General features: G+C 48.8%; 18 protein-coding genes. All 18 read right to left on the bottom strand.

Going from position 1 to position 13,477, the window contains the following annotated elements:
- Positions 1 to 10: 10 nt before the first annotated feature.
- On the bottom strand, positions 11 to 481 hold the full coding sequence (locus BMZ56_RS05490; RefSeq protein WP_090625219.1) for a hypothetical protein: 471 nt from the start codon (positions 479 to 481) through the stop codon (positions 11 to 13).
- A 9-nt stretch (positions 482 to 490) separates the two neighbouring features.
- Positions 491 to 865 (bottom strand): ApeI family dehydratase, encoded by a 375-nt coding sequence (locus tag BMZ56_RS05485; protein ID WP_090625216.1) that lies wholly within the window; start codon positions 863 to 865, stop codon positions 491 to 493.
- 28 nt (positions 866 to 893) lie between these two features.
- Positions 894 to 1,538 (bottom strand): flexirubin biosynthesis/transport protein LolA2, encoded by a 645-nt coding sequence (lolA2, locus tag BMZ56_RS05480; RefSeq protein ID WP_090625213.1) that lies wholly within the window; start codon positions 1,536 to 1,538, stop codon positions 894 to 896.
- Positions 1,519 to 2,217 carry a polysaccharide deacetylase family protein gene (locus BMZ56_RS05475; RefSeq protein WP_090625211.1) on the bottom strand — a complete coding sequence of 233 codons (699 nt, stop codon included), beginning with the start codon at positions 2,215 to 2,217 and terminating at the stop codon, positions 1,519 to 1,521. Before BMZ56_RS05475 ends, lolA2 begins: the two co-directional genes overlap by 20 nt.
- Entirely contained in the window at positions 2,214 to 3,278 is a 1,065-nt protein-coding gene (locus BMZ56_RS05470) for a beta-ketoacyl synthase chain length factor (protein WP_177195041.1), read from the bottom strand. Before BMZ56_RS05470 ends, BMZ56_RS05475 begins: the two co-directional genes overlap by 4 nt.
- On the bottom strand, positions 3,271 to 4,485 hold the full coding sequence (locus BMZ56_RS05465; protein WP_090625205.1) for a beta-ketoacyl-[acyl-carrier-protein] synthase family protein: 1,215 nt from the start codon (positions 4,483 to 4,485) through the stop codon (positions 3,271 to 3,273). The genes BMZ56_RS05470 and BMZ56_RS05465 overlap by 8 nt, the downstream gene beginning before the upstream one ends.
- Positions 4,482 to 4,736, bottom strand: coding sequence for a phosphopantetheine-binding protein (locus tag BMZ56_RS05460; protein WP_090625203.1), 255 nt, complete (start codon positions 4,734 to 4,736; stop codon positions 4,482 to 4,484). The genes BMZ56_RS05465 and BMZ56_RS05460 overlap by 4 nt, the downstream gene beginning before the upstream one ends.
- The gene (locus BMZ56_RS05455; RefSeq protein ID WP_090625200.1) at positions 4,729 to 5,349 is read right to left on the bottom strand and encodes a hypothetical protein; all 621 of its coding nucleotides are present in this window, start codon (positions 5,347 to 5,349) and stop codon (positions 4,729 to 4,731) included. The genes BMZ56_RS05460 and BMZ56_RS05455 overlap by 8 nt, the downstream gene beginning before the upstream one ends.
- Positions 5,350 to 5,353: 4 nt before the next feature.
- Entirely contained in the window at positions 5,354 to 6,481 is a 1,128-nt protein-coding gene (locus BMZ56_RS05450) for a beta-ketoacyl-[acyl-carrier-protein] synthase family protein (RefSeq protein WP_090625197.1), read from the bottom strand.
- Positions 6,478 to 6,900: an acyl-CoA thioesterase gene (locus tag BMZ56_RS05445; protein WP_090625194.1), complete on the bottom strand. Its 423-nt coding sequence runs from the start codon at positions 6,898 to 6,900 to the stop codon at positions 6,478 to 6,480. The genes BMZ56_RS05450 and BMZ56_RS05445 overlap by 4 nt, the downstream gene beginning before the upstream one ends.
- Positions 6,897 to 8,186, bottom strand: coding sequence for an ABC transporter permease (locus BMZ56_RS05440; protein ID WP_090625192.1), 1,290 nt, complete (start codon positions 8,184 to 8,186; stop codon positions 6,897 to 6,899). The genes BMZ56_RS05445 and BMZ56_RS05440 overlap by 4 nt, the downstream gene beginning before the upstream one ends.
- Entirely contained in the window at positions 8,179 to 8,931 is a 753-nt protein-coding gene (locus BMZ56_RS05435) for an ABC transporter ATP-binding protein (protein ID WP_090625789.1), read from the bottom strand. The genes BMZ56_RS05440 and BMZ56_RS05435 overlap by 8 nt, the downstream gene beginning before the upstream one ends.
- A 35-nt stretch (positions 8,932 to 8,966) precedes the next feature.
- The gene (darH, locus tag BMZ56_RS05430; protein ID WP_090625189.1) at positions 8,967 to 9,962 is read right to left on the bottom strand and encodes a BtrH-related acyltransferase DarH; all 996 of its coding nucleotides are present in this window, start codon (positions 9,960 to 9,962) and stop codon (positions 8,967 to 8,969) included.
- A gap of 8 nt (positions 9,963 to 9,970) precedes the next feature.
- On the bottom strand, positions 9,971 to 10,372 hold the full coding sequence (gene DarG, locus BMZ56_RS05425; protein ID WP_090625187.1) for a flexirubin biosynthesis protein DarG: 402 nt from the start codon (positions 10,370 to 10,372) through the stop codon (positions 9,971 to 9,973).
- A 91-nt stretch (positions 10,373 to 10,463) separates the two neighbouring features.
- Complete coding sequence (locus BMZ56_RS05420; protein WP_143072857.1) at positions 10,464 to 10,928, bottom strand: ApeP family dehydratase; 465 nt, start codon at positions 10,926 to 10,928, stop codon at positions 10,464 to 10,466.
- Positions 10,921 to 11,358 (bottom strand): hotdog family protein, encoded by a 438-nt coding sequence (locus tag BMZ56_RS05415; RefSeq protein WP_090625181.1) that lies wholly within the window; start codon positions 11,356 to 11,358, stop codon positions 10,921 to 10,923. Before BMZ56_RS05415 ends, BMZ56_RS05420 begins: the two co-directional genes overlap by 8 nt.
- Positions 11,359 to 11,362: 4 nt before the next feature.
- Positions 11,363 to 12,499, bottom strand: coding sequence for a dialkylresorcinol biosynthesis protein DarB (gene darB, locus BMZ56_RS05410; protein ID WP_090625178.1), 1,137 nt, complete (start codon positions 12,497 to 12,499; stop codon positions 11,363 to 11,365).
- The gene (locus tag BMZ56_RS05405) at positions 12,499 to 13,431 is read right to left on the bottom strand and encodes a hypothetical protein (protein WP_090625174.1); all 933 of its coding nucleotides are present in this window, start codon (positions 13,429 to 13,431) and stop codon (positions 12,499 to 12,501) included. Before BMZ56_RS05405 ends, darB begins: the two co-directional genes overlap by 1 nt.
- Positions 13,432 to 13,477 lie beyond the last annotated feature (46 nt).

Here is a 13,477-nt window from a genome sequence, read left to right as displayed (position 1 = left end):
GTTGATTCATTCATTTCGTTGAAAACTCTTCAAAATAGCCATTGATCATGGCTGTGAGGCTTTCGTCTTTAAGTGAGGGCAATGCTTGCTGTATAAATTGCCGGTCTTCATCGATGTGTTGGTTGTATTTGAGAAACCGGGGGAGGTGTTCCTGTACGCTGAGCCGGATGAGTCTGATTTCGGCATTCTCTGGATCGGCCGATACTGCCTGTTCGATCCATTGCGCAGCTTCTTTGACACTCGGCCCACGGTTGGCCAGTTTTTCGTATCTCGCTAACAGCATCAGCCCCGCTCCTTTGTAAGCGACCAGAACCGGTTGGTCAGCTTGGGTCACTTCCTTTACGGGTTCATAAAATGCTTCTGCTTGCTCTTTTGATTTCGTGGCATCTTTGTAGAGAAGTCGTATGCTTTCCAGATCCTGGGCATACGTGCCTAACCAACTGATTGTTGTAATAATAAAAAAGGTGATTACTTTTCTCATGACTCGATCTTAACGTGTTTCCTTTTGGAAGACACCGCTGAACTTGAGTGCCACCGTGTCTTCGAACGATGTCGTGCTTTTGACCGAAAGCAGTCCATCTTCTTCTTCAACATCCAAGGTTACCTGAATGTTTGGATGTTCGGTAGGATTGATAATAGCCATGAATTTCACATTGCGTGCTTTTTTCAGTATCAGGGTACTGGCCGCCCACTTTTCGGCCAGCTCCTTGATGATCTGCATCATACACACTCCCGGTGTGACGGGACGGTTCGGAAAATGCCCCCTGAATACCGGATGATCCTTGTTGATCACGATGGAAGCCGACACTTTCTGATCCTGGGCAGAAAATGATGCGATGGAATAGAAGTCGTGTAAAAGCGACATAGGGAGCAAAAGTAAAAAATTATGGAAACTATTTGGCTATGAACTTATCCTCCGGTATGGGTATATTCTTACGTTGGTTTGCAAAGTCCAGTTGCGTGTAATCGGACGAAGGATCGACGATTTTTACTTTTTTTACCAAAAAAGAGGAACCGTCAATCGTTAATTCAATCTGTTTAATGTATTTATTGAGTGCCTTTTCTTTTGGTGTTAGCACGGCCGCATATTCCTGTTTACTTTTGGAGTAGGAAATAGTAAAGCGATCTTCATCAAAAAAAATACCTTCTTGAACCGTTTTCGTTAATAACTCATTCAACGTGCTAAATCTTCTGTTTGCCCCGAGATCAGTTTGTGACGTCTTGCCGGCCTCGTTGCGTGTATACATCTTATCGTGATGGAAAACCACCGTATAAGGCGTAGGGCTGATGTATTCCCAACGGATTTTCCTGGGGGGCTTAAAGTAAAGTTTGCCCGTCGATACGATGACATTTTCCAGGTAGCTCAATTGTTTGGTTTGCGTGAAGCTGCTTTCAAGTGACTGTAGTTTTTTTGCGCTTGCGGCCGTTTTTTCTTTTAATGTAGCAATTTCAGAGGCCGTCAATGGCTGTTGCGCAGCTACCGTCAGACTCACCAAAAACAATACGATTCCTATCAAACTAATCTTGCGTATATGCATGTTGTTGGATTAATTTTTCCACGGTCACCATCTCAAACTTCCGCTTCTTCAGTTCTGGCAACAACTGTTCCAAAACCGGAACTATCCGTTCATGTGTATCATGAAGCAGGATAATGTCGCCAGGTTTCGTTTTCCGTAGAATAGCATGCACAATCTGTTCAGGCGAGCGATTTAATGTGTCGTAGGGGCGTACTTTCCATCCGATGACGGTGTGCCCCGTTTCTTTGATAGCCGTTGCTAGATGAGGGGTGGTTACGCCGTAGGGCGGACGAAAAAATCGGGACTGTTTTCCCGTGGCTTGCTCGATCGCGTCGTCTGTCTGTCGGATTTCCGTCACCCATTTTGCACGGTCATGAAAATCGATGGTAACAGCGTGGGTGAAAGAATGGTTTCCCACTACGTGGCCGCGATGTAGCAATTCCTTCACCACGTGCGGGTATTGTACGACGTGTTTGCCAATGCAAAAAAAGGTAGCGTGAAGGCGATGTCTCCCCAGCTGCTCGAGTACCTGCGATGTATACACGGGATGTGGACCATCATCAAACGTGAGTGCGATTTGCCGGGATGTGGTATCTGCCCGGTGGACAGCCTTCAGGAAGAAATTCCATTGGATGTTGAAGATACCCAACACCAGCGTAGTGACAGCGATCAGCAGTAAACCTATAATTAACCCAATCATTTTTCCACCAAAATCACACTATGGTTCTGTCCGCGGCGTTGCGTATAGATTAAGATCCTTCGTAAGATAGGAGGTATACTGCTATGATTCAGTAGTAAGCGTTGAGGTACGTGTTGGCGCTGAAAGATGCCGAGCGCCAGAAAAAGTGCTGCCGCAACTACCGTGTCGTATTCGCCAACCACGTGCTTAAACGCGATCTGCGGTAAATTAGCAAAAAGGGAACTTCCCAATGTTCGATAGATTTCATCGTAACGGGAATCTCCATTATAGCCTAAAACGACGGCGTCCAGCGTTTCAGCTTCGATGCCGTTTCGCTGCAGGAAACCGCTGATAAATATTTCCGGCGCATCCACTTCCAAGCGTGTTTCCACGGCTCGTATTTTTCCAAAAGTATGGTCTCCCGGTTCTTGGGACGCCACAAAGAAAGTCGCCCCTTCCGTCGCAATCTCGCCGGGTGTCGCTTGCTCTATCAGCGGCGTGGGGATGGTGGCATCATCGCGCTTCAGATAGTTTGCAAGATCCCAGAATTGCGTTGTGCGTTCACCCAATTCATCGACACCTCCCAGTAAAATCGTTGCAGCAGGATGTTCTGTCAGGTAAATCATCGCATCCAGCAAGGCCGATTCAAACGAGTTGGCGTTGTTTACGTAGGTCATATTGTAGCCTTTACACCCCAACGAAAGCGCCAGGGCCGCTGCTGCCATATTGTGCGTGGATTGAATGAAAGGGGTGGGATTCAGCAACGAACCTTCATCGGTCCGCAGTGCTTCAACAAAACGTTCTGAATCACGCAGGCATCCCAGGCCACTGCCGGTGATTATGGCATCTACGGTCGTGATACCGGCCTGTTGCATGGCCATTCTGGAAGCGAAAATCGCCATCCGCATACTTTTGTTCATACGCCGAAGCTGCAGCGCAGGGATAAACGCCTTATAATCGGGATCCAATGCCGGAACAGGATTCTGAGTATAGGATGTTACATGGTCGAAGAAGTAGCCTGCTTCAAATGTGGGTTGGACAGACACGCAGCCGCTGCCGTGAATATAAATGGGCTTAGTCATGATCTTTGGAAAATAACAGGGTGCTGCAATTACCACCGAACCCGAAGGAGTTGGACAGCACATGGTCTATTCTTTGTTCCGTTAATGCCGTTTGCGGAACAATACCCAAGGACGCAATGGGCTGCGAAAAATTCAGATTCGGAAAAACCACCTGGTGTTGCAGGGCCAAGATAGAAAAGACGGCTTCGATGGCCCCTGCAGCCGCTAGTGTATGGCCGGTAAAGGCTTTGGTGGAACTGAAGGGCGGAATTGCCGATGCCGATCCATAGATCCGCAGCAACGCATTACCTTCCGCAAGGTCGTTATTTGGGGTAGCCGTACCGTGTGCATTGACATAGTCGATATCGCGCGGATTCAGCCCCGAAACTTCCAACGCCCTCCGCATGGCCAAGTAAGCTCCTTCGCCATTGTCAGAAGAAGCAGTTTGATGAAACGCATCATTGGCGTTGCCATACCCTGTCAGATAGGCGATGGGCGACTTCATACGCTTACGGGCGACTTCCGGAGCTTCCAACACCAAATAGGCGGCCGCTTCACCCAGATTCAATCCATTGCGATTCTCGTCAAATGGTTTGCAATGGCCGTCTGTATAAATCATCAGCGAGTTGAAACCGTTGATGGTAAACCGGGAAAGGCAGTCAGTGCCGCCTACGATGGCACGGTCCAACTGGCCCGCTCTGATCATCCGGGCTCCCAGCATAATCGCATTGGCAGCTGATGAACAGGCGGTACTGATGGTGGTGATAAAATCCGATACTCCGAAATACTTCCCCATTTGTTCTGCTGCATACCCACAGGGGTGTGTCTGAATAAACGACCGGTTTTTCTCCGATACCAGGTAATCGTCGTAGTATCGTTCGGTCGCATCCATGCCGCCCACTGTTGTCGCAGAAATCAAGCCGGTGCGATATCCGTCTCCAGGTTTGAAAGCAGCAGTTTCTATGGCTTCTTTTGTGGCCATCAGCGCTAGCAAGGTACTGCGCGTATAGGCTGCCTCTCGTGACAGCTGCAAGCGGTCATACAATTCGGCATTGTCCATGTGTATCTCACCAGCCAATAGCCGTTCTCGGTGCCAGGTGTCAAGTTGCCTGATGGGGGCGATGCCGTGCTTCGAATCAACAAGCGATCTGAAATTTTCAGTTACATTGTTCCCGATGGCGGAGATGGCCCCCATTCCGGTTACAGCTATCGGGACAATTGGGGTCATTTGCGGTTTGCCTCGATGAAATCGGCCATCGTCTGAACGGTCTCAAAAACCTTCCGGCCTTCTTTTGGATCTGATAGCTTGATGCCGTAGCTTTTATCGAGCATCACGATGAGTTCCAGTGCATCAATGGAATCCAGTCCCAACCCATCACCGAATAACGGCGTATGGTCATCCAGGTCGTCCACGGTAAGATCCTCCAGATTCAGTTGGGTGATAATTTTTGCTTTCAGCTCTTGTGTCAATTCACTCATGTTCGTTATATATTCGTTTCAACTTCGCAACGGTATGCGGTATACTACCCAACTTACCGATGTGATATAGCAGCAAATCACACGTATGCTCGCTTATTTCTGTCCATCCGCCGATCGCATGTTCAATCTGTTTGTCGTCCAGTGCCGCTTCGGTGTAAGGGACGAGAAACTCGGGCAAATAGCGGTCAAAAATAAAGAAAACATTTTCGCTATGCAATTGATGACGGATGCTGATTTCACCCAGTGCGATATTCGGCAATGTATAGACAAAAGTAGCTGGGCTGGCGGTCTGATTTTCTGTGTCAAAGATACCCGTCGCATGCTTGTTGTCAGATAGGTAACTGGAGGAACGATTGGAGAAAATAAGCGCGGTATCGCTTGCATAAGGACCCGAATGCCGGGCCATGAGCTCGGTCGCGATGAAGATGGCTTTACACAGGCTGTCCATCTTATGGAACTTCGGATAATCGATATCCAATTGGCGATAGGCAGATTTAAGAAAGTCGGCCAATGGGGTGGCGATGTCCATTTTTAAAAAGATCGTTCCATTCAGTACGATGGAGCGATCGCGGATCGTGCAGTAGGATTGGATATAAGAGGGGGAAGCATCCATGGGATTACACTTTTTCAAAAATTAGCGCAATGTTACAGCCACCGAATCCGGATGCTGTTTTCAGGAACCTGCTCATGGGGCGTGCAATTGGCTGGGTAATGACGTTCAGCGGTTTGCTCGTGCCGGGATACTGGAAGCCAAGCGAAGGGATCAGCTCACCGGCCCTGAGTGAGTGTATACCCAAAATGGTTTCCAACAGGCCGCTTGCCCCGAGTGTATGGCCATAATAGGCTTTGAGGCTATGCAGCGGTATGGCTGATAAGCCGCAACGGTGCAGGGCAATGGCTTCCATCTCATCGTTATAAACGGTTGCCGTACCATGCGCCGAAATGAAATCAAGCACAGGCTCTCCGGCTAGCCGCATGGCCTCCCGGATACTCCGGTATAGCCCTTCTCCCGTGCGTGACGGGCCGGAAATATGATTGGCATCGTTGAAGGACCCCGCAGCCCGGATGCAGACGGCGTCGTCGGTGGGATTTTTTGTTACATACGCTGCCGCAACCGCCTCGCCGAGATTTAAACCGTTGCGGTCGCGGTCAAACGGACGGCACCGGCCATCGGATAGCGCTTGGAATGCCTCAAAACCCGAAACAATGAATTTCGAAATCTCGTCGCCACCCACCACCAGCACGTGTTCATAGGCATCGCTGCTTTGCAGGAGCTGCCGGGCTACAGACAGCGCCAATGCACCGGAAATACACGCATTCGAAATCGTGATCGGCTGATTTTCAAATCCGAAGTAGTGTTGGATTTCATGAGCCATCTCAGAAAGGTATACACGGCTTTCGGGGAACCGTGCAGCGGGGTTATGCAGCAGCGATACATTTCCTTTGGTTGTGGACAAGATTACCAACGTACGTCTATCGACCGGAATACCGTAGGTGTCGATGAGGTTTTGTATGGCCAGGATAAATAGTGTTTCAAGACGGGTGTATTTCGATGCGTTCTGGATTTTTCCAACCCACTGGTGGTCGGCAATGCGCGCTGCATGGATGCGATGCTCGGCGAGCGTCGTGTCATCAAGCGGAGCAACCGCAGTTTCCCCGGCCAGGAGCTTTTCAAAATTAAGCGTGCTTCCCATACCCAACGGAGAAATTACGCAATCGCCGACAATGAAGATAGCTGCTTTCATAACAACCCGTGATGTGCTTTCCACGTTTCAAAAAACGGTGGATTGGTAAGCATAAGCTCGCCCTTGGTATCTGTAAACACCTGAATGGTCTCCCCGGTTGCAACGATCTGTTTGGAGGTGCCATAAATGGTATACCGGAACATCATCTTGGCAGCGGGATTATTGATAAAGGTGGTTTCTACGGTTGCCCAATCGCCATGCCGCAACGGCGATTTGTATTCGCACGTACATTTGACCACCGGCGCCAAAAAGCCGTTGCTTTGTATATCCCGGTAGGAAATACCGAATGTTTCTCCAAATGCTTCCCGCCCGTCCTCGAAATACGTGATATAGTGCCCATGCCATACAATGCCCAATGGGTCTGTCTCGTTAAACCGTACACGGAAGCGGGTGGTATGTTGAAGCGGTGAATGCGTCAATGCGTTTGATGTTTTTTGTCATAAAATAGAGCTGCCATGAGAGTGACTGCAAAAAATAGCAATAAATACCCCAGCGGACGTGCGATATCGGTTGCCGTGCCATTGCGTAGGATGACGTCGTAAAAGGCCGAGATACCCCAATTCATGGGTGAGAACGCCGACACTTTCTGCATCACCTCCGGCATGATAAAGGTAGGTACCCATACGCCGCCAAGGGCAGCAAGGATAATCACAAATATAGCGCCGAACGGAGCCGACTGCTCTTGGGTTTCGGCCACCGTTCCGATGAGGATACCCAGCCCAATCGCTGCCAGGCCTGCTACAAATGCAATCAGTATCATCAGCGGGAGCTGAGCCCCCGGATCGAATTCAATCAGTCCGATGAGCGGGAAAATATATTTCGCGATTAGCAGCATCAATGCAAACTGGATGAGGCAGATGACGGTATAGGTCATGATTTTGCCGCCAAGGATGATGGCGTAAGAAACCGGACTTGTACGCAGCCGGATGTAGGTGCCCAGGTTTTTTTCCTTTACCAGGTTAATGCCCAGTGGGACAACAATAAAAAAGATGCCAAATAGAATCCACGCAGGGACATTGTGTTGCACGGCATTGGGAATGATGCCGTCTTCACCTTTTTGAGCAATGGTTTCATTAAACGTAATGATTTCATCATTGAGCAAGCCAGGGTCTTCCGAAAGTTCCATCTGGTTGATGAATACGTCGTAAATTTTCTGCACTTCCACTTTCGAAAGCATCCGCTCGATATTGCTTTTGACACCGTTCCGAAACGTTTGTCCGGCTGCCGGGTCAAAATAGATGGTAATCTCTTTGGCCTTCCATTTTTTTTCAGGTGGATTGGCAGTGGTACTGTCGTTTTCCGTTAATGCAAATTCTCCGAGTATTTTATCAACGTTATAGTTTACTTTGTCATTCAGTTCGTCGCTGATCCCCTTGGGAATAACCAGGGCGATCTGGTATTCTCCGCTGCTCACCAAAGCATGTGCCCGGTTGTCATCAATGGGAGATCCGTCCAATTCGGTTACCAGCTGTATATTGGGCGCTTCCGCAAGATTCTTGGCCACCAGCTGTCCGATTTCTCCTTGGTCCTCATCAACCAATACAATGGGCAGTACAGATTCGCCCACCGCTTTGAAGGTACTTTCCTGGATGAGTGTAATGGTAATGATTAATACAGACGGCATGAAAAACAGGATGGCCAATCCGCCCCAGTCACGCAATAAGAGCAATACTTCCTTGTAGGCAGATACGATCAATTTACGCATAATCCCTGAGTTGGCTTCCCGTAAGATGGATAAAAACATTTTCCAATGTGGTTGCACCCGATACGGATTCGATCAGCTGTTGCGGCTTACCCTCAACAATGATACTCCCTTCGTCAATGATAGCGATCTTGGTGCAAAAATGCTGAGCCTCGTTGAGGTGATGCGAACTGTAAATAATCGTTGTTCCCTGTTCATGGAGTTCTTGCAATAATGCCATGATCACTTCCTTCGAATGTACATCCACGCCCACGGTAGGCTCATCCAAAAATAATACATTCGGCCGGTGCAGGATGCCTGCCAACAGGTTGACCCGTCGCTGCATACCGCCGGAAAATGTTTTGATGGGTTTTTGGGCAAAATCCGCTAAGCCTACACGTTCCAATCCGTGGGCAACATCTTGTTTTAAGGTTGCCGCAGGAAGGCCGTAAAGGCTCCCAAAGTAATAGAGGTTTTCAGCTGCGGTGAGCGTCGGGTAGAGCGCATATTCCTGGGGGACTACACCGATTTGCTGCTGTATCTTTCGCCGATGTTGCCGATAATTAAGGTTTTTAAACCACAATTCTCCGGATGTGGGTTTAATCATGCCGCACAGGGTAGAAATCAATGTAGTCTTGCCTGCTCCGTTAGGACCAAGTAGACCGAAAATCTCACCTTGCTTGATAGAAAGCGATAAATCTTTCAATGCATACCGGTCACTTCCCGCATATCGTTTGGACAGTTGGTATACACGGATGATTTCCTCCATGGGACGAAAATAAGGAAAGTTGTTGAATTGGTCCACTAAACATCCTTTTTCAATCGCATAAAGAACTCTTTTTCCCGTTGGGCGAGACTCAGCAATTTATCGGAGAGTTTTTCATAAACATCGCTGCCGGATTTTCGGTTTTTGTAGATACGTGAAATATCCAATGCAAAATCACGCCACGCGTCGCCGATAGCGGTCATTTCTTCCGACCGCTGGATCAGTGCCGGATTGGTAAGCAACGTGCCCGCCTCTTGAAGGAATGCAGCATAAATAAAGCGGAACCCGCCGCCGCCCGTACCGATTTCTTCCTGCATACGCACGAGCTGGCCGAGGTAATGGTTGGTCTTTTTGATGCCAATGGTTTTTGGCCACTTACGGATGTTGGCAGCTACCCATTTCATGGCACGCACACCCACGATGGGAACAGGTGCCAGCATGTCGTTACATGTTTGACGGATTCCCTTTTTGATGGCCCTTTCAAGATCGTAGTCTGTGGGCAGCCGCTCCAGGTAATAGAGGTGCCCTTTTGGGGGGAGCGCTCCCTTGGCAAAGCGAACGCGTTGCAATTCCTCTTCGGTTAACCGTGTGGTGTAATCCATCACCGGATCGCTGACCAAGTATTCGTCGGCTTCCTTGCCGTACACGACCAGGTTGTGCGCGTTGAAATGAAAACGGTATTCGTCCGGAAAATAGGTGAGGTGGTAAACGCCTACCTGCAAACCCACCGGAATGCCCTGTTTCAATTTTTCATCCAGGACAGCCTTTGCCTTTTCCGGCGATGAAAATCGTTGGTGTTTGACCCCGATTCCGAGCCGTTTGGCTAATTTCCTGAAAATCTTTCCCGGCATCGGCCGGTAGCTGAAACCAGGGGCAAAATTGACTTTGATAAATGGAAGATATACGAAGAACAGACCGCTACCGATACCGAAGACCATTGGTTCGGATAGGATCATGCCCCGATGCCTCAGTAAATTTGAAGCTACCCCATTTTCGCAATGGGCAGATTGTTGATGTTCAAAATTGATATCCATGTGTTGTCTTAGCAGACGCCCGACGTTAATTTTTCAACGGTGATGCCAAAGACATCTGCGTATTTTCGGAGCGTTTTTTTGTTCAATTTTTGGAAGCGCTTCGGGTGAAAATGCCGTTTGACAAACCAACGATGTATCCCCACGTAACTGGCCAGTAGTGGGATATCCATTCGGTTTAGCTCCATGAAATAGGCGATCGGGCTAAGTTCTCCGGCGATGACAGCACTTTTGGTGGCAGCGATTCGTTCTTCGATCAGTTCAAGTGATTCGTTAAGGGCCAATGTCTTGACTTCCCATCCACGACTTGGGACGGTGGTGTAGCGGCCATTTTCATCAACGGCATAGCAGAGCTCATGGACATTTTTCTTTGCCAGGCTCCCTTCATCTTGAGGTACTTCGTTTTTTTTCACTCGAATATAATTTATCCTTAGTGGCCTCATGGAACCTGCATTTTCATCGCCTTTTGTGTCAGGCGCTGACATGGCAGGTTTCATGTATCCCTCACTGGTCCTCCGTTTGCAGGAGCATTTTCATGGATGCTTGCAAGGCCGTTTCGCCATTTACCGAAACCCGGCCCTGAATGTTGCAAATTTTCAAAAAATCTGAGGTAAAAACAAGCTCGGTGTGCGTGCAGGTCAGCAGTTGATCCCCTACGTTGGGCAACTTCTGGACTTCCAGGTCGAGGATGGTACTGATCACACCCAAGTTGTCTTTTTCTTTATCCCATAGGACTTCGTTTGGTCGAATGAAAAAATAGTTTAGAAAAATGAAACTGGTCTGGGCAAGGTTTTCCAGCATTCCCATCTCGGACAACGTTCCGTTCTGTACAAACAAACAGTCGGGGCGTACCACAAAACTGGTCTCCGTTTTGAAGCCGTCTACGGTCACGACACGATCGACCATCACCATCGGTGGCCGATGGGGGATGAGTTCTTCAATATCCGGGAATGAAGCGTGCTTATTCAAGGTCTTTGGCTATAACGGTTCGCATTTCGCCGACAGCGATCATCTGTTCGCGCAATCTGACTTCCCCGCGAACCAGTGTAACGCCAAACAGACGTTGTAAAATCTGGATATGGGTGCGAAGCTCAGTGCCGCTACTGGGCAGCCGGACGATTTCAAAATCCCGGATGGAGCCGATATAGCCGACCGGAGGATCCATTCCGCGTAGAAAATAATCGTATCCCTGGTGCAGAGCGATGGTTTGGGCAAAATGTTCAACCACCCCGGCCTCCGTCAAAAAGCCATCGCGGTTTACCAATACATGCGCTTTGGGGATTTCAAAACCGGAGACAATGTAATCATCTCCGTATTCGAGGAGCTTGTCAACCAATACAAACGGCGGTTGTTGCGGTATCAATTTACAGATTGCCTCTTGTGATGAAATCAGGCTCATATCATTAGGTTACTTCCAACAGTGCGTAAACATAAGAAAATCTTCCGCTTTCCGGTACGGACAGCAGTATTTTTTCTCCACGCTGAAGCGTTTTTCTGTTGAAAAGCTCTTCCAATTGGATATAACTGGAAGCCGAGCCTACATTGCCAATATGATGCAGGTTGATAAACCATTTTTCTTCGGGAATGTCGATGCCAGCTTTGATGAAGGCTTCCGATAATCGATCTTTGAAGAAATAGGATGAGATGTGCGGAAGAAAGTAGTCGATATCGCGTGCGTCCACGTGATGGCGGCGCAATACTTCCTGTATGCTTTGCACACCTTTGGGAATCACATAGGCTTCGAGCAATTTGATATCCTGTTTGATTGCAAAGATGGACGACGAGAGCCACTCATTTGGAGCAGAGTCGCTCCAGGCTAAAAGCTTTCCATCGACCTTGGTAGCCCCCGCGTACATGCAGGGTTCCAGTTCATGGGCGTAGGAAATACCTTCAATCCAATGGATGGCAAGCGAGGTGCCTGATGACAGCGGTTGGGTAGTCAACAACATAGCCGCAGCCCCATCAGACAGCATCCAGCGGAGGAAGTCTTTTTCGAAGGCAATGATGGGGTTTTGTTCGAGGGCGGCAAGCCGCTCGGATTCGTTGATAAACTTGTCTGCCCGTAACCACGATGAAACCCGCTCGGAACCGGTGCAGACCGCTTGCCGGGCACTTCCGGTGGCGAGCGCCATGTACGCGTATTTGAGCGCGTTGATGCCTGACGTGCAGATGCCCGAAGCAGAATTGAGCTCCATGGGCTTATTTTGCCATAATCCGTGTACCATGCTGGCGTGCGAGGGAAGCAATTGATCGGGTGTCGAAGTGCCACAGGAAAGGATATCGATCTCCCTTTTGTCCGTACCAGATTGTTCCATCAATTGGTTGATGGCCTGTACGGTCAGTTCCGCATTATTGTGTGTAGGTTGCCCATCCTTTCCGATCGCATAATAGCGGGATGTAATCCGGTTATTGCGGAGTACGATGGAACGTGCTCGGGAGGGAACACCGTTCACCACACCCAGTACCTGCTCCATGCGTTCGTTGGGAACAGGGTCATTCGGTAAGAACTTCGCTATCGCATTAATGTATACCTTTGGCATTACCTGGGCATTTTTAATTGAATCGACTGATAGTACTTTGTTTCTTTCCGAACAAGGGAAAGAAACGGCAAATGTAGTATTAAAAATAATAAAGTCACGATAGGGGCGAGTACCCATATCGCAAAAAGCAAATAATAGTTGAAGGCTTTGAGCCAGGGTTTGCGCGATTTAGCACCGGGCAAGCCCTTACTCCGGATGAGTTTGGCCCATTTGGCAAATAACATGTTGGCCCGCTTATCGGTAAAGACGAGTACCGGTTTGATGCGGACACCCTCCTGTTTGACCCATTCGGACTGCAGCGAAGTGTAATCAGCACACCGGAGATGCGGCAGCAAGGTAGTACCAAATTTGCGAGATTCATGGATATCCCTGTCGGAAACCCCGGGTTTGGGAAATAGCCCCAAATAGGAATCTTTTCGGCCCTTCATCATCCAGTGCACAATGGTAATGACACTGATGTGGTTGAGGTGGCGGTCTACCCGTGCAACGTTTCCTACAAGATTGGCGCCGACTTCGTGCAGCGCCCTTTTTACTTTTTCCTGTGCCATGACCCACATATTGCGGCAGTTGATGATTGTCACCACCGGTTTACCGTTTAGCAATACCTTCGCTTCGTCGCTCTTCAGAAACGAGTTAAAAGGAATGGAAGGGGAGAGGTACCACACCTGATAGCCCAAAACGATCAGATCATAATCTTCCTGAAGAACCTCTTGGTCGATTGGCTCCAGTGCACAAGGAATCTGCAGGAATGATTCGGGAAAGGCATCGAAAAAACGGATGCCGTCCCAAGGAAAAGCATAGTCGACAACCGGTTGTATCCGATGATAGGAAAGCCTTACCTCAGGGTCATCCGCCAATGGAGCTAATAAGTGATCCAGGATTTTCTTTTGCTGCCCGGTTTGGGTATAGTATACGACTAAGACTTTTTTCATTTCTTGATTCTTGACATCGGCTTTGGCTATCAGCAGTCAGCTTTGG

The sequence above is a fragment of the Parapedobacter indicus genome, assembly GCF_900113765.1.
GTDB classification, from domain to species: Bacteria; Bacteroidota; Bacteroidia; order Sphingobacteriales; family Sphingobacteriaceae; genus Parapedobacter; species Parapedobacter indicus.
Note: the sequence above shows the minus strand (reverse complement) of the source record. Positions and strands in the feature narration are given on the sequence as shown.